The organism is Streptomyces spororaveus (assembly GCF_016755875.1).
GTDB lineage: Bacteria > Actinomycetota > Actinomycetes > Streptomycetales > Streptomycetaceae > Streptomyces > Streptomyces spororaveus.
Genome location: NZ_BNED01000005.1, coordinates 7034240 through 7054270 on the forward strand (window position 1 = coordinate 7034240; position 20031 = coordinate 7054270).

22 protein-coding genes and 2 pseudogenes are annotated in these 20031 nt (G+C 70.8%); 15 read left to right on the forward strand and 9 right to left on the reverse strand.

Going from position 1 to position 20031, the window contains the following annotated elements:
* Positions 1-14 precede the first annotated feature (14 nt).
* The 5 genes from fabG (at position 15) to Sspor_RS34295 (ending at position 4793) form a co-directional block, all read left to right on the forward strand.
* Positions 15-776, forward strand: coding sequence for a 3-oxoacyl-ACP reductase FabG (gene fabG, locus Sspor_RS34275; protein ID WP_030009793.1), 762 nt, complete (start codon positions 15-17; stop codon positions 774-776).
* A gap of 28 nt (positions 777-804) precedes the next feature.
* On the forward strand, positions 805-1566 hold the full coding sequence (locus Sspor_RS34280) for an SDR family oxidoreductase (protein WP_202202556.1): 762 nt from the start codon (positions 805-807) through the stop codon (positions 1564-1566).
* 152 nt (positions 1567-1718) lie between these two features.
* Positions 1719-3302: an ABC transporter substrate-binding protein gene (locus Sspor_RS34285; RefSeq protein WP_202202557.1), complete on the forward strand. Its 1584-nt coding sequence runs from the start codon at positions 1719-1721 to the stop codon at positions 3300-3302.
* A 112-nt stretch (positions 3303-3414) separates the two neighbouring features.
* Positions 3415-4083 carry a uracil-DNA glycosylase gene (locus Sspor_RS34290; RefSeq protein WP_202204036.1) on the forward strand — a complete coding sequence of 223 codons (669 nt, stop codon included), beginning with the start codon at positions 3415-3417 and terminating at the stop codon, positions 4081-4083.
* Positions 4084-4178: 95 nt separating this feature from the next.
* On the forward strand, positions 4179-4793 hold the full coding sequence (locus Sspor_RS34295) for a hypothetical protein (protein WP_237404424.1): 615 nt from the start codon (positions 4179-4181) through the stop codon (positions 4791-4793).
* Between the two features lie 19 nt (positions 4794-4812).
* Here the strand turns inward: Sspor_RS34295 and Sspor_RS34300 are convergent, their stop codons facing one another.
* Entirely contained in the window at positions 4813-5352 is a 540-nt protein-coding gene (locus tag Sspor_RS34300; RefSeq protein WP_237404151.1) for a hypothetical protein, read from the reverse strand.
* 110 nt (positions 5353-5462) lie between these two features.
* Positions 5463-5987: a DinB family protein gene (locus Sspor_RS34305; protein ID WP_202202560.1), complete on the reverse strand. Its 525-nt coding sequence runs from the start codon at positions 5985-5987 to the stop codon at positions 5463-5465.
* A gap of 84 nt (positions 5988-6071) precedes the next feature.
* On the opposite strand from Sspor_RS34305, the gene Sspor_RS34310 reads away from it, so the two are divergent.
* Positions 6072-6977 (forward strand): Gfo/Idh/MocA family protein, encoded by a 906-nt coding sequence (locus Sspor_RS34310; RefSeq protein WP_202202561.1) that lies wholly within the window; start codon positions 6072-6074, stop codon positions 6975-6977.
* On the opposite strand, the gene lnt is transcribed toward Sspor_RS34310, so the two are convergent.
* The 4 genes from lnt to Sspor_RS41190 form a co-directional block, all read right to left on the reverse strand.
* Complete coding sequence (gene lnt / locus Sspor_RS34315; RefSeq protein WP_372499594.1) at positions 6901-8490, reverse strand: apolipoprotein N-acyltransferase; 1590 nt, start codon at positions 8488-8490, stop codon at positions 6901-6903. The genes Sspor_RS34310 and lnt overlap by 77 nt on opposite strands.
* A 66-nt stretch (positions 8491-8556) precedes the next feature.
* Positions 8557-9024: a nuclear transport factor 2 family protein gene (locus Sspor_RS34320; protein WP_202202562.1), complete on the reverse strand. Its 468-nt coding sequence runs from the start codon at positions 9022-9024 to the stop codon at positions 8557-8559.
* 69 nt (positions 9025-9093) lie between these two features.
* Positions 9094-9270, reverse strand: coding sequence for a DUF8839 family protein (locus tag Sspor_RS34325; RefSeq protein ID WP_181382610.1), 177 nt, complete (start codon positions 9268-9270; stop codon positions 9094-9096).
* 113 nt (positions 9271-9383) lie between these two features.
* The gene (locus tag Sspor_RS41190) at positions 9384-9512 is read right to left on the reverse strand and encodes a hypothetical protein (RefSeq protein ID WP_266817981.1); all 129 of its coding nucleotides are present in this window, start codon (positions 9510-9512) and stop codon (positions 9384-9386) included.
* A gap of 752 nt (positions 9513-10264) precedes the next feature.
* Here Sspor_RS41190 and Sspor_RS34330 point away from each other — a divergent pair.
* From Sspor_RS34330 to Sspor_RS34350, 5 genes and pseudogenes are all read left to right on the forward strand, one after another.
* On the forward strand, positions 10265-10609 hold the full coding sequence (locus Sspor_RS34330; protein WP_202202563.1) for a hypothetical protein: 345 nt from the start codon (positions 10265-10267) through the stop codon (positions 10607-10609).
* A gap of 94 nt (positions 10610-10703) precedes the next feature.
* The gene (locus Sspor_RS34335; protein ID WP_237404152.1) at positions 10704-11456 is read left to right on the forward strand and encodes an ATP-binding cassette domain-containing protein; all 753 of its coding nucleotides are present in this window, start codon (positions 10704-10706) and stop codon (positions 11454-11456) included.
* Positions 11450-12751, forward strand: coding sequence for a DUF7224 domain-containing protein (locus Sspor_RS34340; protein ID WP_202202565.1), 1302 nt, complete (start codon positions 11450-11452; stop codon positions 12749-12751). The genes Sspor_RS34335 and Sspor_RS34340 overlap by 7 nt, the downstream gene beginning before the upstream one ends.
* The gene (locus Sspor_RS34345) at positions 12738-13343 is read left to right on the forward strand and encodes a hypothetical protein (protein ID WP_202202566.1); all 606 of its coding nucleotides are present in this window, start codon (positions 12738-12740) and stop codon (positions 13341-13343) included. Before Sspor_RS34340 ends, Sspor_RS34345 begins: the two co-directional genes overlap by 14 nt.
* Before the next feature lie 116 nt (positions 13344-13459).
* Positions 13460-13717 (forward strand): annotated as a pseudogene (locus Sspor_RS34350) (IS5/IS1182 family transposase); the annotation flags it as partial.
* Here Sspor_RS34350 and Sspor_RS34355 read toward each other — a convergent pair.
* From Sspor_RS34355 to Sspor_RS34365, 3 genes and pseudogenes are all read right to left on the reverse strand, one after another.
* Positions 13650-14021: pseudogene (locus Sspor_RS34355) on the reverse strand (nucleotidyl transferase AbiEii/AbiGii toxin family protein); the annotation flags it as partial. The pseudogenes Sspor_RS34350 and Sspor_RS34355 sit on opposite strands and share 68 nt — an antisense overlap.
* Before the next feature lie 278 nt (positions 14022-14299).
* The gene (locus Sspor_RS34360; RefSeq protein ID WP_202202567.1) at positions 14300-15178 is read right to left on the reverse strand and encodes an undecaprenyl-diphosphate phosphatase; all 879 of its coding nucleotides are present in this window, start codon (positions 15176-15178) and stop codon (positions 14300-14302) included.
* Positions 15179-15225: 47 nt separating this feature from the next.
* Entirely contained in the window at positions 15226-15954 is a 729-nt protein-coding gene (locus tag Sspor_RS34365) for a TVP38/TMEM64 family protein (protein WP_202202568.1), read from the reverse strand.
* A gap of 49 nt (positions 15955-16003) precedes the next feature.
* Here Sspor_RS34365 and Sspor_RS34370 point away from each other — a divergent pair, with 49 nt between their 5' ends.
* The 4 genes from Sspor_RS34370 to Sspor_RS34385 all read left to right on the forward strand — a co-directional run bounded on the left by Sspor_RS34370 (position 16004) and on the right by Sspor_RS34385 (position 20014).
* Positions 16004-16720 (forward strand): DNA alkylation repair protein, encoded by a 717-nt coding sequence (locus Sspor_RS34370; protein ID WP_202202569.1) that lies wholly within the window; start codon positions 16004-16006, stop codon positions 16718-16720.
* A gap of 264 nt (positions 16721-16984) precedes the next feature.
* Complete coding sequence (tuf, locus tag Sspor_RS34375; protein ID WP_202202570.1) at positions 16985-18166, forward strand: elongation factor Tu; 1182 nt, start codon at positions 16985-16987, stop codon at positions 18164-18166.
* A gap of 92 nt (positions 18167-18258) precedes the next feature.
* Entirely contained in the window at positions 18259-19122 is an 864-nt protein-coding gene (locus Sspor_RS34380; RefSeq protein ID WP_202202571.1) for a patatin-like phospholipase family protein, read from the forward strand.
* Positions 19123-19222: 100 nt separating this feature from the next.
* On the forward strand, positions 19223-20014 hold the full coding sequence (locus Sspor_RS34385; RefSeq protein ID WP_237404425.1) for a spermidine synthase: 792 nt from the start codon (positions 19223-19225) through the stop codon (positions 20012-20014).
* Positions 20015-20031 lie beyond the last annotated feature (17 nt).

Sequence of the window (20031 nt, forward strand, 5' to 3'; positions counted from 1 at the left end):
CGAGGAGATCCAGCATGTCCACCACCGAGCAGCGCGTCGCGATCGTGACCGGAGGGGCCCGGGGCATCGGCGCGGCCACCGCCGTACGCCTGGCCGCCGAGGGCCGGGCCGTCGCCGTACTCGACCTCGACGAGGCGGCCTGCAAGGACACCGTGGAGGCCATCACGGCGGCCGGCGGCAAGGCCCTCGCGGTCGGCTGCGACGTCTCCGACGGCGCGCAGGTGGAGGCGGCCGTCGCGCGCGTCGCGAGCGAGCTCGGCGCCCCGACGATCCTGGTCAACAACGCGGGTGTGCTGCGCGACAACCTGCTGTTCAAGATGACCGAGACCGACTGGGACACCGTCATGAACGTGCACCTGCGCGGTGCCTTCCTGATGTCCAAGGCCTGTCAGAAGTACATGGTGGAGGCCAAGTTCGGCCGCATCGTGAACCTCTCCAGCAGCTCGGCACTCGGCAACCGCGGCCAGGTCAACTACTCCGCCGCCAAGGCCGGTCTGCAGGGCTTCACGAAGACCCTGGCCATCGAGCTCGGCAAGTTCGGCGTCACCGCCAACGCCGTAGCCCCCGGCTTCATCGTCACCGAGATGACCGCCCAGACGGCCGCCCGCGTCGGTATGGGCTTCGAGGACTTCCAGGCGGCCGCCGCCACCCAGATCCCGGTCCAGCGCGTCGGCCGTCCGGACGACATCGCCAACGCCATCGCCTTCTTCACGGGGGAGGCCGCGGGCTTCGTCTCCGGTCAGGTCATGTACGTGGCCGGCGGCCCGCTCAGCTGACGACCCCACGACAGACAGGGCGTACGACATGACGTACAGCGGTAGCGACAGCGGCAAGGTCGCACTGATCACCGGGGCGAGCCGGGGCATCGGCTACGGCATCGCCGAGGCGCTGGTCGCCCGCGGCGACCGGGTCTGCATCACCGGCCGCAACGAGGAGACCCTCAAGGAGGCCGTCGAGCGGCTCGGCGCGGACCGGGTGATCGGTGTCGCGGGGAAGGCGCACGACGAGGCCCACCAGGCCCTCGCCGTGGAGCGCACGATGGAAGCCTTCGGCCGCGTCGACTTCCTGGTGAACAACGCGGGCACCAATCCCGTCTTCGGGCCGATGGCGGACCTGGACCTCGGGGTCGCGCGGAAGGTCTTCGAGACCAATGTGATCTCGGCGCTCGGCTTCGCCCAGCGGACCTGGCACGCCTGGCAGAAGGGCAACGGCGGCGCGATCGTGAACATCGCCTCCATCGCCGGGGTCTCCGCCTCGCCCTTCATCGGCGCGTACGGGATGAGCAAGGCCGCCATGGTCAACCTCACCCTCCAGCTCGCCCATGAGATGGCGCCCGGGGTCCGGGTCAACGCGATCGCCCCCGCGGTGGTCAAGACGAAGTTCGCGCAGGCGCTCTACGAGGGCCGGGAGCAGGAGGCGGCGGCGGCCTACCCGCTCGGCCGGCTCGGGCTGCCGGAGGACATCGGCGGGGCAGCGGCGTTCCTCACATCTGCACAAGCGGAATGGATCACTGGGCAAACTCTCGTCGTCGACGGAGGAATGTTCCTCAATGCCGGGGTCCACTGACCGATAATCGGACATATTTGCCTCCGAAAGAGAGGTAAATGCATACCGAATATGCACGGAACCGGTCAAGTGCCTCACGAAACCAACCCATTGGTTTCGTGGGGCACTGCGGTAGGGTCTGCCGCACCCCTGGCTGATCGAGGAGCGTGCACGTGTTCAACCGGACCAGATGCCTGCAGATCACTGCGGCCCTTGCGTCCATATCCCTGCTCGCCGGATGCGGCCTGCTGTCGGAGGACGACGGCGACGGAAAGAAGAGGATCGTCGTCGGTACCACGAGCGCACCGAGCACCCTCGATCCCGCGGCCGCGTGGGACGGTTCCTGGGAGCTGTACCGGAACGTCTACCAGACCCTGCTGGCCTTCCCGACGGGATCCAGCAAGCCCCAGCCCGACGCGGCCCAGGGCTGCGAGTTCACGGACGCGGCGAGCCAGGCCTACCGGTGCACCCTGCGCAAGGGCCTGAAGTTCTCCAACGGTGAGCCCCTCGACGCCGCGGCGGTCAAGTACTCCCTCGACCGGATCAAGACCATCGGCTCCAACGTCGGCCCCAAGGGTCTCTTCGGCACCCTCGACAAGATCGAGACGCCGGACCCGCTGACGGTCGTCTTCCACCTGAACACCTCGGACGCCACCTTCCCGTACGTCCTCGGCTCGCCCGCCGCCTCGCTCGTCGCGCCCAAGGACTACCCGGCCGACAAGGTCCGCGAGGGCGACAAGATCACCGGCTCCGGCCCGTACGTGCTCGACTCGTACAAGGACGGCGCCGAGGCGGTCCTCAACAAGAACCCGAACTACACCGGCTTCGCCAAGCGGGCCAACGACGGGGTGACCATCCGCTACTTCGCGGACTCCCCGAAGATGGTCGCCGCGCTGAAGGCGAAGGAGGTCGACGCCACCTACCGAGGCCTGTCGGCCGCCGAGATCACGGACCTGCAGACCCCCGCCTCGCACGACGCGGGCGTCCAGGTCGTCGAGAACGTCGGCGCCGAGATCCGCTACCTGGTCTTCAACCCCAAGGACCCGGCCGTCGCCAAGCTCCCGGTCCGCCAGGCCATCGCCCAGATCGTCGACCGGGGCGCCCTCGTCTCCAAGGTCTACCAGGGCACCGCCGAGCCGCTCTACTCGATGGTCCCGAAGGGGGTCGTCGGCCACAAGACGCCGTACTACGACAAGTACGGCGCCGCGGACGTCGCCAAGGCCAGGAAGATCCTCAGGGACGCCGGGATCACCCAGCCGGTCGACCTGACCTTCTGGTACACCACCGACCGCTACGGCTCCTCCACCGCCGACGAGTTCACCGAGCTCAAGCGGCAGCTGGACGAGAGCCAGCTCTTCCGGATCACTCTGCGCAGCCAGCCCTGGAAGACCTTCCAGACCGGCTACAAGACCGGTGAGTACCCGATCTTCGGCCGTGGCTGGTTCCCCGACTTCCCGGACCCGGACAACTTCATCGCGCCGTTCGTCGGCAAGGAGAACGCGGTCGGCACCCCGTACGAGCCCAACGAGATCCTGACCGACCTGCTGCCCAAGACCCGCCGCGAGGGCGACCGCTCGGCCGGTGTCCAGGAGTTCGAGCGGGCCCAGCAGATCTTCGCCGAGGACGTCCGGCTGCTGCCCCTGTGGCAGGGCAAGCTGTACGTCGCGGCGCGCGAGGACATCGCGGGCGCCGAGCGGGCGCTGGACCCGCAGACCGTCATGCAGATGTGGGAGTTCTACCGCAAGACCAGCTGGTAGTACCGGCGCCGGCGCGTCGGCCGCCCTGGGCGGCCGACGCGTTGTCAGTGGGCCCCGGTAAGTTCTGGAGCAGTTGCACGAACTTGTACCGGAGGTTGTCGTCGTGACCCAGATGCTGCCCGAGTCCTGGCTCCCCGTCCTCGGCGGGGAGCTGGACCAGCCCTACTTCAAAGAGCTCACCGAGTTCGTCGAGAAGGAACGGGCGAACGGGCCGGTCTACCCGCCCCGCGAGCAGGTTTTCGCGGCCCTGGAGGCCACTCCCTTCGAGCGGGTGAAGGTGCTCGTCCTCGGCCAGGACCCGTACCACGGCGCCGGCCAGGGTCACGGTCTGTGCTTCTCCGTGCAGCCCGGGGTCAAGACCCCGCCCTCGCTGCGCAACATCTACAAGGAGATGAAGGAGGAGCTCGACCTGCCGATCCCGGACAACGGGTACCTGATGCCGTGGGCCGAGCAGGGCGTCCTGCTGCTCAACGCGGTGCTCACGGTCCGGGAGGCCGAGCCCAATTCGCACAAGGGCAAGGGCTGGGAGAAGTTCACCGACGCCGTGATCCGCGCGGTCTCCGAGCGGCCCGACCCGGCCGTCTTCGTCTTGTGGGGCGCCTACGCCCAGAAGAAGCTCCCGCTGATCGACGAGGAGCGGCACGTGGTCGTCAAGGGCGCCCACCCCTCCCCGCTGTCCGCGAAGAAGTTCTTCGGATCCCGGCCCTTCACGCAGATCAACGAGGCCATCGCCGCGCAGGGGCATGAGCCGATCGACTGGCGGATCCCGGACCTCGGCTGACGTCCCCCCGCGCCTCGGCGCCATTGCCGGTACCTCCGGCTAGCTTCTAGATGATCAGACCGGAGCAGGTCTGGCAGAGCAAGCCGGAGGCCGCCGTGACCGAGCAGCAGGAGGCGTCGGAGGACGCCGTCATGACCAGGATCGGCCAGGCGGTCATCCTGCTGCACGCCGGGGACCGCGAGGAGGCCCGCAACCGGCTCGGCGAGATCTGGTCCGAGATCGGCGAGGAGGGGGACTCCCTCCACCGGTGCACCCTGGCCCACTACATGGCCGACGCCCAGGACGATCCGGCCGACGAGCTGGCCTGGGACCTGCGGGCCCTGACGGCCGCCGCTGCCGCCGACCGGCCGGACGACGGGCCCGGGACCGGGCCGCCCCAGGACGGGCGGCCCGTGCGGTGGGAGCCGCATCCGGCGATGCGCGTGTTCTACCCGTCCCTGCACCTGAGCCTGGCCGCCGACTACATGAAACTGCAGCGGCCGGAGGCGGCCCGGGTCCACCTGGCCCGGGCCCGCGCGGCCACCGGGGCGCTGGCCGACGACGGGTACGGGAACGGCGTCCGGGTCGCCATCGCCCGGCTGGAGCGGCGACTGGCCACGGAGCCGGGAAGCGGCCCCGGCCCCGGTCCTGCCGCCGGACCAGGACCCCGACCCGGACCCCGACCCGGACATGGGCCTGGGCCCAAGCCGTTCCCCGAGCAGTCCCCGTAGGCCGGACGCCCGCGTGCGGTCAGTCCCCGTGCACGCCCGAGCAGATACGGGCCTCCGGGCTGTCGGGGCGCCAGTGGCCGTGCCTGCGGCCCAGCGCGCACACATCGGCCGGCCGCACCGGGAGCTTCCGGATCAGCTCACGCTCCACCTCGGCGTCGGGCCGGGCACGCCGCGGATGCCCGTCCGGGCGCCCGGAGACGGGCTCGGCGGGCCGCCGGGGCTCCGGGATGTCCGGGACCGGCGGCGCCTCCTGCGCGGTCCCGCCGGAGCCGCCCGGTACGGGGCGCTGCGCGGACCGCTGGGCGGGCGCGGGGGCCGCCGGGGCCGCGGGCCGCTCCGGGGCGGCCTCCACCGCCTCCAGCGCCTCCAGGGCGGGTGCCCGGACGGCCACGGGGGCGGCCCCGGGCCCGCCCCGCGGATCGTGGCGGGGCGGTACCCCGGTGGCGGGGGCCGCCGCCGGCTGCACGGGTCCGGGGCTCACATTCACACAGCCGGTGACCGCCGAGACGGCGCAGGCGACTCCGAGCAGCAGCGTTGTCGTGGTTCGGGTTGGATGCACGCGCGCAACTCTGCTGTGCGAGGACCCGGTTGCGAAAACCCGGAGCCGATATTCACCCCGCACGGGTGACGGCCGCACCCGCCGTCCAGGGACTGGCCCCCGGACGCCTTCTAGTCCCCGGTGGCGCCGTCGATCTGCTCGCGCACCAGGTCCGCGTGGCCGTTGTGGCGCGCGTATTCCTCGATCATGTGGGTGTAGACCCAGCGCAGGCTGAACACCTCACCGCGGTGGTGGCTCTCGGCCCGCGAGAGCAGGTCCAGCGAACGGCCCGCGGCGGCCTGGCGCGCCAGCTCGACCTCGGTCTGCCAGACCTGCTCGGCCTCCGCCCAGGTGGCGGTCTCCGTGAAGTGGAAATCGCCGTCCGGGTCCTCGCTCGTGCAGTACAGCTCGGGAACGTCCTCGCCCAGCATGATCTCCCGGAACCAGTACCGCTCCACCTCCGCCATGTGCCGTACGAGGCCCAGCAGGCTCAGCTCGGAGGGCGCGAGCGGGGTGCGGCGCAGCTGTTCGTCCTGGAGCCCCTCGCACTTCCAGGCGAGGGTGGCACGGTGGTAGTCGAGCCATCCGTCCAGCATCTCCCGCTCGTCGGCGGTGGGGGCGGGTTCGGTGCGATGTGATCCAGAACTGGTGGTCATGCGGCCCATCCTCGGCGAACCGGGCCCCCGCCACCAGGGATTAAGCTGCGGGAATCCCACAAGGAACCAACCTGGAGGCGCCCGGTGAAGGTCGGCTGCATCGGACTCGGCGACATCGCGCAGAAGGCGTACCTGCCCGTCCTCACCACCCGCCCGGGCATCGAGCTGCACCTGCAGACCCGTAACCCCGCGACCCTGGAGCTGGTCGGCGACACCCACCACGTCCCGGCCGCGCGCCGGCACACCGATCTCGACGCGCTGCTCGCCCAGGGGCTCGACGCGGCCTTCGTGCACGCCGCCACCGTGGCCCACCCCGAGATCGTCACGCGGCTGCTGGAGGCCGGCGTACCCGTGTACGTGGACAAGCCGCTCGCCTACGAACTCGATCAGTCGCGGCAGCTCGTGGAACGGGCCGAGCAGCTCGGGGTCTGCCTCGCCGTCGGCTTCAACCGCCGCTTCGCGCCCGCCTACGCGCAGTGCGCCGACCACGCCCGCGAACTGATCGTCATGCAGAAGAACCGGGTCGGGCTGCCCGAGGACCCGCGCACGCTGGTGCTGGACGACTTCATCCACGTCGTGGACACCCTGCGGTTCCTGCTGCCCGGCGAGCCCGACCACTTCGACGTCCGGGCAGTGGTGCGCGAGGGGCTGATGCACCAGGTGGTGCTCCAGCTGTCCGGCTCGGGCTTCACCGCCCTCGGCATCATGAACCGGCTCTCCGGCTCCACCGAGGAGATCCTGGAGGTCTCCGGCCGGGACACCAAGCGGCAGGTCGTCAATCTCGCCGAAGTCATCGACCACAAGGGCCAGCCGACCGTGCGGCGCCGCGGGGACTGGGTCCCCGTCGCCCGCCAGCGCGGCATCGAGCAGGTCGTCGACCACTTCCTGGAGGCGGTCGCGGCGGGCACCACGCTCAGCGCCCGCGACGCCCTGCGAACCCACGAGCTGTGCGAGCGGGTGGTGAGCTCGGCTCTGGAGCAGGCCTCCTGAGCGTACGGCTGCCGGCGACCGCGCAGTACACCGCGAGGGCGGCGAGGGCGGCGGCCACCGGCCAGTCCCCGAAGCGGACGTAGAGGGTCGTGCCGCGGGCGAGCGGCACCTCGTACACGGCCGCCGTGCTCGCGGAGGTGGGCAGGGCGGCGCCGACCCGCGCCCCGGACGGGCCGTTCACGACGCTGATGCCCGTGAGGGTGGCGTGGACCATCGGGCGGCCGTTCTCGGCGGCGCGCAGCGCGGCCAGCGAGGCGTGCTGGGCCGGGGCCCAGCTGTCCTGGAACGAGGAGGTCGCCGACTGGGCGACGAGCAGGGAGGCGCCGTCCAGGGTGAGGCGCCGGCTCATGTCGGGGAAGGCCGACTCGAAGCACACCAGCGGGCCGACGCGGACGCCACCGGGCCCGTCCGGCCGGGCGGGCAGGTCCATGACCACCGGGGTGTCGCCGCGCACCCGGTCCTCGCCCGCGGCCCTGCCGACCGAGGTGGCCCAGCCGAACAGCGCACGGGCCGGCACGTACTCCCCGAAGGGGACCAGCCGCATCTTGTCGTACCGGTCGCCGGTGGGGCCCTGGGGGCCCACGAGGACCGCGCTCTTGTAGATCCCGGGGCGGTCCGCCCGCCGCGCGTCCACGTTCACCAGCAGCGGAGCCCCGACCTCCGCCGACAGTGCGGCCAGCCGCCGGGCCAGGTCCGGCCGGGCCGTCAGGTCCGCTCCGACGCTGCTCTCGCCCCACACCACCAGATCGACCCGCTGCCCGGCCAGCGGCCGCGTCAGCCGCTCGCCGAGGTCGAACCGCCGTTCCGCGCTGTCCGGGGCGTCCGCCACCGGGCCCGGCTGTACGACGGCCACGCGCAGCCGGCCCGATTCCTCGGGCCGGGCCGCCCACACCCACACCGCTCCCGTCAGCACCGCGCATCCGGTCATCCCCGCCACCGCCGGGACCCGCGCCCCCGGCACCGCGATCAGCAGCACCAGCGCGCAGTTCACCGCGACCACCAGCAGGCTGACCAGCCACACCCCGCCGACCGAGGCCAGCCGCAGCGCGGGCGCCACCTGCCACTGGCTCGCCCCCAGCAGGCCCCACGGCCCGCCCAGGCCCTGCCAGGACCGGATCAGCTCCGACAGCAGCCACCCGGCGGGCACGAGGACGAGCGCGCAGCAGGACCGGCCCGCCGCCGGGGTCCCGCCGAGGAGCTCCCGCACCAGGAGGGCCCAGGGGATCCAGAGCAGCCCGAGCAGTGCCGCCACGGGGATCAGGAACACGTGCAGGCTGGGCAGCAGCCAGTGGTGGACGGCCAGGATGAAACCGGAGCCGCCGAGCCAGCCCTCCAGCGCCGCCCGCCGCCCGGTGGGGGCCGACCGCAGCAGCAGCATCCAGGGCACGAGGGCGGCGTAGGCGAACCACCAGAGCGCGGGGGCGGGGAAGGCGAGGGCGGGCAGCGCCCCGGCGGCCACGGCGGCGGGCGCACGCCATCCAGGGGACCACCACCGCATGCTCGTCATGATCATGGCGTGCCTCCGCTTCCAGTGTGGCAGTGCCGGGCATCCGGGCCAGTCGAGCGGCTCCGCCCCGGCTCAGGCGGACATGTGCCGCCATTTCTCGTGCACGGTGACGCCGGTGAGCCGCCAGCCGTCAGGGGTGCGGGCCAGCGTGAAGCCGTAGCGCCCGGCGGCGACGAAGTTGGGCGCGGTGACCGCGGGGTCGGAGTCCGGCCCCGCCAGCCGCATCGGATTGAGGAAGTCCGCCCGGACCTCGGCGCTGTCCCCGGGGGACCCGCCCAGGTCCTCGATCCGGATCAGCCGGTTCACGATCAGGTGCTGGCGGACGGGGAAGAGCGTCATCGTCTCCGCCAGCCAGTCCGCGACCTCGGCCACCGGACCCTCGATCCCGCCGGCCGAGCTGTAGTCGACCCGTCCGGAGGCGGTGAACAGGTCCCGGTACGCGGCCCAGTCACCGTCGTCCACGGCCACCGCGTAGCCCGTGACCACATCGTCGATCGCCAGCCGGTCCATCACCGTCGCGAGCTCCACACGCTGAGTCATCGGGTCAGTGTGGGGCTGCGCGGGCGCGAGGCCAAGGGCCGTGCGCCCACCGGATCTTCCCGCGGGCGGTCAATGACCGGAACGGGACTCCCGCTGCCGGACCACGACGAGGAACGCGTCGCTGTCCAGGTCCATGACCACCTCCGCCGGCACCCCCTCGCGCATCCGCTGCGCGGCGTACTCCTCGGCGGGCCAGCTTCCCCGCGGACTTCCGGCGGGAAATCGCTCCAGCACCACACGACCCATGGGACACCCCCTGCTGCTTGCCTTCCGCTCTCTTCAGGCACAACGACGCGCAGGCCGCCCGGGAACGTTCCCGAACGGCCTGCGGTTCACGCGAAGAGGTGGAGCGGGCCCCGTCAGGAACCCGACTCGCCCGCGTGCGGGCTCAGCACGTCCGTGCCGATCAGCACGAACAGCACGATGCCCAGGAGGCCTTGAGGCCGGATGCGGGGCAGGGGGGTCGCACGCGAAGTATCAGCATCCATTTGCGCTAGCCCCCAGGGATGTGCCACCGACCGCTCCGGTCGGTGCGAGCACCGTGCATCCGGAGTGCGACCGGGCCGACGTCCTCACCTTGCCGGGGTAGTCGTGCTGCGTCCAACCCGTTCGTCGCACACCGGCGGCGCCGGTCCGGCCCCGACCACCCGTGCCCGCGACCGGCCGCGCTACGCCGGGATCGCAGCCGACCGAGCGGGCAGGATGGGGGGACCGCTGTCAACGGGGGCAGACAGAGTAAAAGATCCGGTGCGGTCGATCGCTGAGTCGAAGCGCGGGTCACGAGCAGGGGCAGGGGCGGCAGTCCATCTCGTCAAGGCCGGGACAGTCGTGGTGGATCCCAGACCAGTGCCGTAGTGCCCTCCTCCGGCAGATCTGGCGACCGTTGCTGACGCGTTGCACGTGGTGGTCGGGGTTGCACAGACCGCTGTTGAAGGGCTTGTCCACCAGCGAAGCCGACCCGCAGCGAAGTAGTTGCGGTAGATCGGATCGAACGCGCCATCGAGAGTGGGCATTTTCGCCAATCTTCCGAGCTAGAGGCCCCTGGGGCTCGGATCGTGGTTGAATCGCACGCTCTCGCGGAATCCTGCTTCAATTCGATTGCTCTTTGTGGGGATGGGGGATGACGTAGGGGCGCCCTTCATTTCAACTCGACTTGAGATTGATCAGCTCGTTGGCCTCACATTTCACGGCGGAGCGATCCTTCACGTCTCCGTCATGCCATTCCCGAGGGGGGGAATCCGTGAATTCTCTTGCGGCACGTATAGCCGGTTCGAAGGTTGTCAAGAGTGTGGTGATAGGCGCCCTGTCGGCTGCGGCCATAGGTCTGACGGCTCCGATTGCGAGCGCGTCCTACGAGTCGACCTGGCAGCAGGGGTGTCGGGGCTACTGGTACAGCACCTCCGGCCACGGCTACTGCTCCAGCGCGTCGAACTACCCGTCCTACACATACATTACGCAGTACGACTGCAATGTCGAGCTTGATACGGAGCACTGGGACCACCTGAGTCAAGGGTATGTGGGAAAGTTCGACACCCACGAGTGCACGTTCAAGATCAACAAGACTCACGTGACCTACGCCGTCTAGTCAGCTGGTTCTAGTCAAGGAGGGCCCGCCTGAATGGCGGGCCCATCCTTCGTTTCAGGGAATTCTGCCAATGACGACCTACCCTGTCGCTCGCTTGACGGCCCTCACGCAGGGTTACAGCGGTCGAACCATCATCGAGAATCTCGACCTGTCCATCCTGCCCGGCGTCACGGGATTGCTGGGCCCTAACGGCGCGGGCAAGACCACGCTCTTCCGTACCCTCGCGACCATCGCACCGCCACAAAGCGGGCAGGTGGAACTGTTCGGCAGCCCCGTCACCAACGAACGGCAAGCGCGGCATGTCCGGCGTCGCATCGGCTATCTACCGCAGGACTTCGGCTACTACCCGGCCTTCTCCGTAACGGACTTCGTCCGCTACTGCGCCTGGCTGCGTGAGGTCCCCTCCAATAAGGCCGACTCTGCGACCAAGGAGGCACTGGCGGCCGTGGGGCTGGCCGACCGAGCCCGGGACCGCATGAAGTCGCTGTCCGGTGGCATGCTCCGCCGGGCCGGAATCGCTGCGGCCATCGTCGGCTCTCCCTCCCTGCTTCTGCTGGACGAACCGACCGTCGGCCTCGACCCCGCGCAGCGCCTCGACTTCCGTGAGCTCATCCGTTCCCTCGCCCACGCGGGAACGGCCGTCCTTCTCAGTACGCACCTGGTCGAGGACGTCGGCGCCGCCTGCGACACCGTCCTCGTGCTGAGTGACGGCCAGGTCCGCCACAGCGGCACGCCTCACCAACTGGCAGAGTCGGCAACTCCCGAAGCCCCGGGCGACAGCCCCCTGGAGCGCGGTTACATGACGGTACTCGGCAACCGCCGACCCGACGAGGGAGCCGCATGCTGAATGCCTACCGCATCGAGCTGCGCCGCTCGCCGCTGCTGACAGCCTTTCCCGTGATGATCGGCGTGGATCTGCTGGTGCTTTTCGGCCGGTCCCGGTACTGGATCGGCGTATGGCCCGAAGCGAGCGTGGCAGCCCAGGTCGTCACACTCTTCCTGGGACCCGTCCTCGCCGGCGTCTCCGCCTGGCAGGCAGGGCGCTCCTCCCGCGTAGGAATGCCCGAGACCCTGCTCGCGGCCGCCCGACCAAACTGGCGGATCGAGGCCGCACGTCTGGCCGCCACCCTCACCCTCGGATTCCTCGCCTACGCGATCGGATGCCTGACCGCCGCGGTCATCTCGTTCAGCGAAGCGGGCCCTGGCTTCTTGTGGCCCTCCTACCTCCTGCTCGGCGCCTCGACCCTGATCATCTTCGCGTCGGTGGGGCATCTGGCCGGCCGCTGGTGGCCCTCCGCCACCTTCACTCCCATCGTCTGCGCACTGGGCTGCTTCATCAGCATGCTGGCACTCCCCATCAAATTCAACGTCCTCGCGGGGCCGCCGGACCAGCACCTACGCCCCCTTCCGGTCGCAGTGAGGATGCTGTTTGCACTCGCCCTCGCCACACTGGCGGTGACAGCACCTCGACTTCGCACGAGCGCGGAGCGCCAAATGCCGCGCTGGGCAACGTCCCCGTACATCCGTAGTGCCGCAATCGGTTCGACAGCAGCCTCCTCCATCGCACTGGCTGCGCTGCTGTCCAGCGGAGAATTGCGAGTCGAGCGCCCGGCATCTGCGACGGCGCCGGTGTGCGACCGTGCCGAAGAGGGAGCGCCACAGGTGTGCGTGTGGCCCGAGCACCGCAAGTACCTGCCCGAATTGACGGCCATGGCGCAACGCTTGGGCCAGCCCGTCCAACCCTCGTTGAAGTCACCCGAAGAGTTCTACGAGTTCGGGCTGCGGCGGACCAAGTGGGGCGACCGAGGATTCGACATCGCCGAGGGGCACGTCCGCACGGCAGCAATCGCCATGGCCGACCAGGTGTTCACCCAGTCGCTGGGCATCTGCATACCTCCTCAAAACGAGACCCGGGCCTGGCAGGCGATGGACAACATTCATCTATGGCTCGAGTACCGCTCCACAGGCCAAGACCCGGCTGTCGCGGACCAGGGACTCCATATGGAGGGTGTCTCCGCCGCCCAACGCGAAGCAACCAAAGCCACACGGATGCCCGCCGCCGATCAGCAGAAGTGGCTCGCCGAGGAGCGCAGCCACATCATGCGAGATCCCTCCTGGTGCAGGCCTGATGACCGGTTCTGACCTGCTCCGTTACGCAAGGGTCCACCGGGGCGTAGCCGTCCTGTCGGCAACGGCTGCCGTCGCCCTGCTCTCGGCCTTCTTTGGCGGCACCCATATCGCCCTGCCTTCGATCGGGAGCGGAGGAGTTACCACCGGTGTGCCCTTCAGACACGAACTGCCACTTTTGTCAGCCGTCTTCCTCACTGCGGCTCTCGACGGATCCATGTCGGCACATGACGAAATCGGTGGATCCGCGATGCACCGGTTTCGTCTCCACTACTGCGTTGGCCTGACACTGACAGCTTGTGCCTTGTCTTTCACCACTGAGGCGCTCGCCGTCAGCACGGAGGCGGGGATCGTCTTCATTCGATCCCTCCTGATCTGGCTCGGTCTGGCCCTGCTGTCGGTGAGGCTCCTCGGTCATCAACTTGGCTGGATCATTCCTCTGGCCTCAGCCTTCTTCTTGATCTGGTACCCCCTCAATTGGTGGGACTGGACATCGAACTCGGCGACCGACTTCTTCAGCTGGGCCGTCGCCGTGCTTGCTTTGTCCCTCGGGGCGGCTGCAACCGCAGCCACTCCGTGGCGAAGAAGGACCTTCCTCCGGAGGTAAATCTACGAAAAGCCCACCTGGGCCGGCGCCTCGGGGTTTGGGAACACTCGCCGGACAGGCGAGGTGAGAGCGGATGTTCCTGAACCCCTGGCGGACCCGGGCCGGGGTGAGCCGGCTACGCTCAGCTTGCCGCCGGGTTCGGAATCGGCATCGCGACCGCCTACCGGTACATCCGCGAGGCCATAGAAGTCCTGGCCGCTCTCGCACCGACCCTGGCCAAGGCGATGGAGACGGCCCGGACGAAAGCGTTCGTGATCCTGGACGGCACGCTGTTGCCGATCGACCGGAACGCCGCCGGCACCCCCTACTACTCGGGAAAACACAAGCGGCACGGCATGGCGCTCCGCGGTCGGCGAGGGCGCGGACCTTGGTCCCGATCATGTCCTCCTCCGCGAGGACGCGCCCGTACGGGCTCTGGGCGACCGGCCCTCAGAAGATCTCCTTGAGGATGTCGACCTCGCAGTCCTGCCCGGTGGCCGGGTCGGTCACGGTGAAGCGGGCGGACAGCGGGGCGGTCGCCAGCGCGTGCACCTTCCAGCCGCGGGCTTCCACACCGGCGCGGAGTGTGGCCGCGGTGTCGGCCATGGGCGCCGGGGTCTCGGTGGCGACATCGAGGTCCTGGCTGGGGCGGTTCGCGAGTCGGTGCGCCCGCACGGCATACCCGCCAGTGAGGACCAGGGGATACGGGGATCCACCCCAGCGGCTTCGACGAGGCCGCCGTCCTGGTGGTCGACGGCACCCGGAGAAGGCGCTTGCCGGCCGTGTCCAGGGCCTGCCGACCCGCCTCAGCCTCGACTGACCCGGGCCCTCCTTTCTGCTCCCGACTTTGCAGGTGCGCACTTCTGGCTGCTCGCCTCCCGGCCTCCCGGGTGGGAGACGAGTGGGAGACGATCATGGTGCGGTGCTGCAATCAGGCGCTGGGAAATGCTAGATGGCGCTACCTGTGTGGCCCGGTTTCAGCTGCCGGATTCGCCCGCGTGCGGGCTCAGCACGTCCGTGCCGATCAGCACGAACAGCACGATGCCCAGGAGGATCCGGTAGATCACGAAGGGCATGAAGCTCTTGGTCGAGATGAACTTCATGAACCATGCGATCACGGCGTAGCCCACGAAGAAGGCGATGACGGTCGCGAAGATCGTCGGACCCCAGGAGATGTGCCCCGGGGTCTCCACGACGTCCTTGATCTCGAACGCTCCCGAGGCCAGCACGGCCGGGATCGCGAGGAGGAAGGAGTACCGGGCCGCGGCCTCGCGGGTGAAGCCGAGCAGCAGACCGCCGGAGATCGTCGCGCCGGACCGGGAGACGCCCGGGATCAGGGCCATCGCCTGGCACACACCGAAGATCAGACCGTCCTTGACGCCCAGCTGCTGCAGCGTCTTGCGCTCGCGGATCGCGCGGTGCCGGCCGCCTTCCTCGTCGCGGGCGGCCAGCCGGTCGGCGACGCCGAGCACGATGCCCATGACGATCAGGGTGGTGGCCGTCAGCCGCAGGTCGCGGGCCGGACCCACGATCGCGTCCTTGAAGACCAGACCGAGGACGCCGATCGGGATCGAGCCGACGATCACCAGCCAGCCCATCTTCGCGTCCTGCTCGGAGCGCAGCGCCTTGTCGAACAGCGAGCGGAACCAGGTGGAGACGATCCGCGCGATGTCCTTGCGGAAGTAGATCAGCACGGCGGCCTCGGTGCCGATCTGGGTGATCGCGGTGAAGGCCGCTCCTGGGTCGTGCCAGCCGGCGAACGCCGCGGTCAGCCGCAGGTGGGCGCTGGAGGAGATCGGGAGGAACTCCGTAAGCCCCTGGACGAGACCGAGGATTAGGGATTCGAACCAGCTCATGTCGGGGTGCGCTCGTCCTTGTGATCGTCGGGCAGTTCGCTCCGATGCTAGGGCCCGTGCGAAGCGGCGCTGACCACAGGGGGGTGCTGGGGCACCGGTTCGGGCACCGGAGCCTGGTTCCGAGGGGGCGCGAACCGGTGCCGCTTGAGCCACGCGACGACTCCGGCGCCCACCACGGACACCACGATGAAGCCGAACGATATGAGGAACGCGGGCGATCCGGGGGAGGTGGCGCTGGCACCCGCGACCACGTACGCGGTGGTGTTCGGGACGACGCCGATCGCCGTGGCGAGCAGGAACGGCCCCCAGCCGCAGCGGGACACCGCGGCACAGTAGTTGGCCACCACGAACGGCATCCCGGGGAAGAGCCGGACGGCGAGCATCGAGCGGAAACCGTGCCGGCTGAGCTGCCCGTCGGCCGCCTGGAGCCAGCGCCCGCGCAGGAACGGCCGCAAAGCCTCCTGGCCCAGGATCCGGCCCAGGCCGAAGGCGATACCAGCGCCCAGCACCGTGCCGCCGACCGCCGCGACGAGGCCGAACTGCGTGCCGAAGACCGCCCCCGCGGCCAGGTTCAGCAGGGGACGCGGGACGAAGGCCGCCGCGCACACACCGTACGCGGCTGCGAACAGCAGGACCGCGGTGCCCACCGGGAGCCCCGGGGGCCAGCCCTCCGAGAGGATGCGCTGGGGCTCGTACAGCAGCACGCACACGCCGGCCGCGACGAGCAGCACGACGAGCACCGACAGCCGGGTCCACGGCGCGAGGAGGAGGGGCATCCCGGGAGACTAGCCCAGGTATGCGGCAGCGCGCCGTAATCTGGGCCTCATGCTGTCGAACGGCCGCCGACCCCCCGGAGTTCCCCCCAGCGCCCTCGCGGACACCCTCCTGGAGCGGCTGACCGCGGCGTACGGGGCGGCCGCCGACCCCGAACGCGCCCAGGCCATGGCCGCGTACATGAAGGACGTCGCGCCCTTCCTCGGCATCCCCACCCCGCAGCGCCGGGAACCGTCGAGGACTGTGACCAAGGACACTCCCGAACCCTCCGAGGCGGACTGCGCGGCGCTCGCGCTGCGCTGCTGGCTCCTCCCGGAGCGCGAGTACCAGTACTTCGCGGTGGACTACCTGCGCCGCCACGTCGGCCGCTGCTCCTCCGGCCTCCTGCCGGTGGTGCGGCACCTGATCGTCACCGTCCCCTGGTGGGACACCGTCGACCTGCTGGCCGCGCACACGGTCGGACCGCTGGTGGCCGCCGACCCCGGACTCACGGCCGTGACGGACGAGTGGATCGAGGACGAGAACCTCTGGCTCGCCCGCACCGCACTGCTCCACCAGCTCCGCCACAAGTCCGCCACCGACGCCGGACGGCTCTTCGGATACTGCCGCAGGCGGGCCGGGGACCCGGACTTCTTCATCCGCAAGGCGATCGGCTGGGCCCTGCGCGAGTACGCGAAGACGGACCCCGACGCCGTACGCGCCTTCGTCGAGGCCGAACGCGGCTCCCTGGCCCCGCTGTCCGCGCGCGAGGCGCTCAAGAACCTCTGACCACGCCGTAATTCGTTCGACGCGCCCCGGACCGTCCGGCAGGATCAGGGGCATGAACCGGTATGCCTTCCTCGCAGCGCGGTCCGCAGTCGCGGACGCGCCGAAGGCTGCCGAAAACGCGTACGCATCTGCACACGCACCCGTCTTCGCCGCATTCGACGGCGCACGAAGCTGACCCTTCCCGGATCGTCCGGCGGACCCCGCAGGGGGAGGGTCGGCTCGACCTCGGGGTCCCGTTCCAGCTTCCAGACACGGGAATGAACCATGGCCAAGACGGCCTTCGTGCGCACCAAGCCGCACCTCAACATCGGCACCATGGGTCACGTCGACCACGGCAAGACCACCCTCACCGCCGCCATCACCAAGGTGCTCGCCGAGAGCGGCGGCGCCTCCTTCGTGCCCTTCGACCGCATCGACCGGGCTCCGGAGGAGTCCCGGCGCGGCATCACCATCAACCTCACGCACGTCGAGTACGAGACCGACACCCGCCACTACGCCCACGTGGACATGCCCGGTCACGCCGACTACATCAAGAACATGGTCACGGGCGCCGCCCAGCTCGACGGGGCGATCCTCGTCGTCTCCGCACTCGACGGGGTCATGCCACAGACGGCCGAGCACGTGCTCCTCGCCCGGCAGGTCGGCGTCGACCACATCGTGGTGGCCCTCAACAAGGCCGACGCCGGGGACCCGGAGCTCACCGACCTGGTCGAGCTGGAGGTCCGCGAGCTGCTCACCACGCACGGGTACGGCGGCGACGCCGCTCCGGTCGTACGGGTCTCCGGACTCGGCGCGCTGGAGGGCGACCCGCGGTGGACGCAGGCGATCCAGGCGCTGCTGGATGCGGTGGACACCTACGTACCGACCCCGGTGCGCTACACGGACGCGCCCTTCCTGCTGTCGGTGGAGAACGTGCTGACCATCACCGGGCGCGGGACCGTCGTGACCGGCGCCGTCGAGCGCGGCACCGTACGCCTCGGGGACCGCGTCGCGGTGCTCGGCGGCGACGGCGAGCCGGCGGAGACGGTCGTCACCGGGCTGGAGACCTTCGGGAAGCCGATGGAGTCCGCCGAGGCCGGGGACAACGTCGCGCTGCTGCTGCGCGGGGTGCCGCGCGACGGCGTGCGCCGCGGGCACGTGGTGGCCGCGCCCGGCAGCGTGACACCGCGACGCCGGTTCAGTGCGCAGGTGTACGTGCTCTCCGGGCGCGAGGGCGGCCGTACGACGCCGGTCTCCAGCGGCTACCGGCCCCAGTTCTACATCCGCACCGCCGACGTGGTGGGGGACGTCGACCTGGGCGAGGCCGCCGTGGCCCGGCCCGGCGAGACGGTCACGATGACCGTCGAGCTCGGCCGGGACGTCCCGCTGGAGTCGGGGCTCGGCTTCGCGATCCGCGAGGGCGGACGCACCGTCGGCGCGGGCACGGTGACGGCCGTCCTGGGCTGAACCGGGGTCGACGGCGACCCCTCTGTGGTGACGGCGGTCGGGCTGCGCCAGACTGCCGTCACCACAGGCATGCGCGAAGGGGCGGGCGGGACATGGGCGGCGAGGGCGGCGGCACGGCACTGGTACTCGGCGGCGGGGGACTGACCGGCGTCGGCTGGGAGTGCGGAATCCTGTACGGCCTCGCCCGCGCCGGAGTGGACCTCACCACCGCGGACCTCGTCGTCGGCACCTCGGCCGGTTCGGTGGTCGGGGCCCAGCTGACGTCCGGACTGCTCACGCCGCAGGAGCTGTACGAGCGCCAGCTCGGGAAGGCCGAGGGCGAGGCCGCGGCGAAACTGGGGGCCGGCCTCATCGCCCGGTACGCCGTCGCGATGGCGCGCTCGCGCACCGGCACGGCCTACCGGCAGCGGGTCGGCGCGATGGCGCTGGCCGCCGACACCGTGGGGGAGGACGAGCGGCGCGGGATCCTGGCCGCCCGGCTGGTCTCCCACGAGTGGCCCGAACGGCGGCTCGTCGTCACGGCGGTGGACGCCCTCAGCGGTGAGCTCAAGGCCTTCGACCGGCAGAGCGGCGACGGCCTCCTCGACGCGGTCTCGGCGAGCTGCGCGGTGCCGGGCGTATGGCCGCCGGTGACCGTAGGGGGCCGCCGTTTCATCGACGGCGGTATCCGCTCCGCCACCAACGCCGACCTGGCCGCCGACCACGCGCGCGTGGTGATCATCGCGCCGATGTCGCTCGGCTCCGGGCTGGTCCCCTCGCCGGCGGCGCAGGCCGAGCGGCTGCGGGAGGCGGGGGCACGCGTGCTGCTGATCACCCCGTCCCCCGCCGCCCGCAAGGCCTTCGGCCGCAACGTGCTGGATCCGGCGCGGCGGGACCCGGCGGCGCGGGCGGGCCTGGCGCAGGCCGCAGAGCATGTGGCGCAGGCGGCGGCGGTCTGGTCGGGCGGGGCCGTCTGAGGGCTGTTCGAAGCCCGCCCGGCCGCTGCCGGACAATGGAGCGGTGAGCGACGAACAGATCCCGGTCGTCCGGGACGTGGGGCAGGGCACCGCCAAGCTGATGCCGGACGTGGACCGCGACCGGGCCTGGCTGCTGACGGTCGACGGGGCCCCGCAGTCGTATGTGGACCTCGACGATCCGCAGCACCTGGAATTCGAGTACGTACGCCGCCTCGCGCACGTCCTGGACTGCGTCGCCGAGCCGGGGCGCGCCCTGGACCTCCTGCACCTCGGCGGCGGCGCACTCACCCTGCCGCGTTACGCGGCGGCGACGCGGGCCGGTTCCCGGCAGACGGTCGTCGAGTTCGACGGGGGCCTGGTCGAGCTGGTGGCCGAACACCTGCCGCTCGCTGCGGGCTCCGGGGTCACCGTGCACACCGCCGACGCCCGGGCCTGGCTGGAGGCCGCACCCGCGGCGAGCGCGGACGTGGTGGTGGCCGATGTGTTCGGCGGCTCGCGGGTGCCCGCGCAGCTGACGTCGGTGGAGTACGCCCGGGCGGCCGCGCGGGTGCTGCGGCCCGGCGGGCTGTACGCGGCGAACCTGGCCGACGGGGCGCCCTTCGACTTCCTGCGGGCGCAGGTGGCGAACTTCGCCGAGGCGTTCGCGGAGCTCGCGCTGATCGCCGAGCCGGCGGTGCTGCGGGGGCGGCGGTTCGGGAACGCCGTGCTGCTGGCCTCCGACGTGCCTCTGGAGGTGGGGGCGCTGGCCCGCCGGTGCGCGGCCGACGCGTTTCCCGCCAGGGTGGAGTACGGGGACGGGCTGGCCCGGTTCAGGAAGGGCGCGGCGCCGGTGACCGACGCGGACGCGGCCCCTTCCCCGGCGCCGCCGGAGGGCGCGTTCAGCCTGGGGTGAGCGGGCGGCGCCGACGG

What these genes read in the sequence shown, in the direction of transcription:
- fabG (WP_030009793.1), top strand. Translation starts at nt 15, where the DNA reads ATGTCCACCACCGAGCAGCGCGTCGCGATCGTGACCGGAGGGGCCCGG.
- Sspor_RS34280 (WP_202202556.1), top strand. Translation starts at nt 805, where the DNA reads ATGACGTACAGCGGTAGCGACAGCGGCAAGGTCGCACTGATCACCGGG.
- Sspor_RS34290 (WP_202204036.1), top strand. Translation starts at nt 3,415, where the DNA reads ATGCTGCCCGAGTCCTGGCTCCCCGTCCTCGGCGGGGAGCTGGACCAG.
- Sspor_RS34305 (WP_202202560.1), bottom strand. Translation starts at nt 5,987, where the DNA reads ATGACCACCAGTTCTGGATCACATCGCACCGAACCCGCCCCCACCGCC.
- lnt (WP_372499594.1), bottom strand. Translation starts at nt 8,490, where the DNA reads ATGATCATGACGAGCATGCGGTGGTGGTCCCCTGGATGGCGTGCGCCC.
- Sspor_RS34320 (WP_202202562.1), bottom strand. Translation starts at nt 9,024, where the DNA reads ATGACTCAGCGTGTGGAGCTCGCGACGGTGATGGACCGGCTGGCGATC.
- Sspor_RS34325 (WP_181382610.1), bottom strand. Translation starts at nt 9,270, where the DNA reads ATGGGTCGTGTGGTGCTGGAGCGATTTCCCGCCGGAAGTCCGCGGGGA.
- Sspor_RS41190 (WP_266817981.1), bottom strand. Translation starts at nt 9,512, where the DNA reads ATGGATGCTGATACTTCGCGTGCGACCCCCCTGCCCCGCATCCGGCCT.
- Sspor_RS34340 (WP_202202565.1), top strand. Translation starts at nt 11,450, where the DNA reads ATGCTGAATGCCTACCGCATCGAGCTGCGCCGCTCGCCGCTGCTGACA.
- Sspor_RS34345 (WP_202202566.1), top strand. Translation starts at nt 12,738, where the DNA reads ATGACCGGTTCTGACCTGCTCCGTTACGCAAGGGTCCACCGGGGCGTA.
- Sspor_RS34360 (WP_202202567.1), bottom strand. Translation starts at nt 15,178, where the DNA reads ATGAGCTGGTTCGAATCCCTAATCCTCGGTCTCGTCCAGGGGCTTACG.
- Sspor_RS34365 (WP_202202568.1), bottom strand. Translation starts at nt 15,954, where the DNA reads ATGCCCCTCCTCCTCGCGCCGTGGACCCGGCTGTCGGTGCTCGTCGTG.
- Sspor_RS34370 (WP_202202569.1), top strand. Translation starts at nt 16,004, where the DNA reads ATGCTGTCGAACGGCCGCCGACCCCCCGGAGTTCCCCCCAGCGCCCTC.
- tuf (WP_202202570.1), top strand. Translation starts at nt 16,985, where the DNA reads ATGGCCAAGACGGCCTTCGTGCGCACCAAGCCGCACCTCAACATCGGC.
- Sspor_RS34380 (WP_202202571.1), top strand. Translation starts at nt 18,259, where the DNA reads ATGGGCGGCGAGGGCGGCGGCACGGCACTGGTACTCGGCGGCGGGGGA.
- Sspor_RS34385 (WP_237404425.1), top strand. Translation starts at nt 19,223, where the DNA reads ATGCCGGACGTGGACCGCGACCGGGCCTGGCTGCTGACGGTCGACGGG.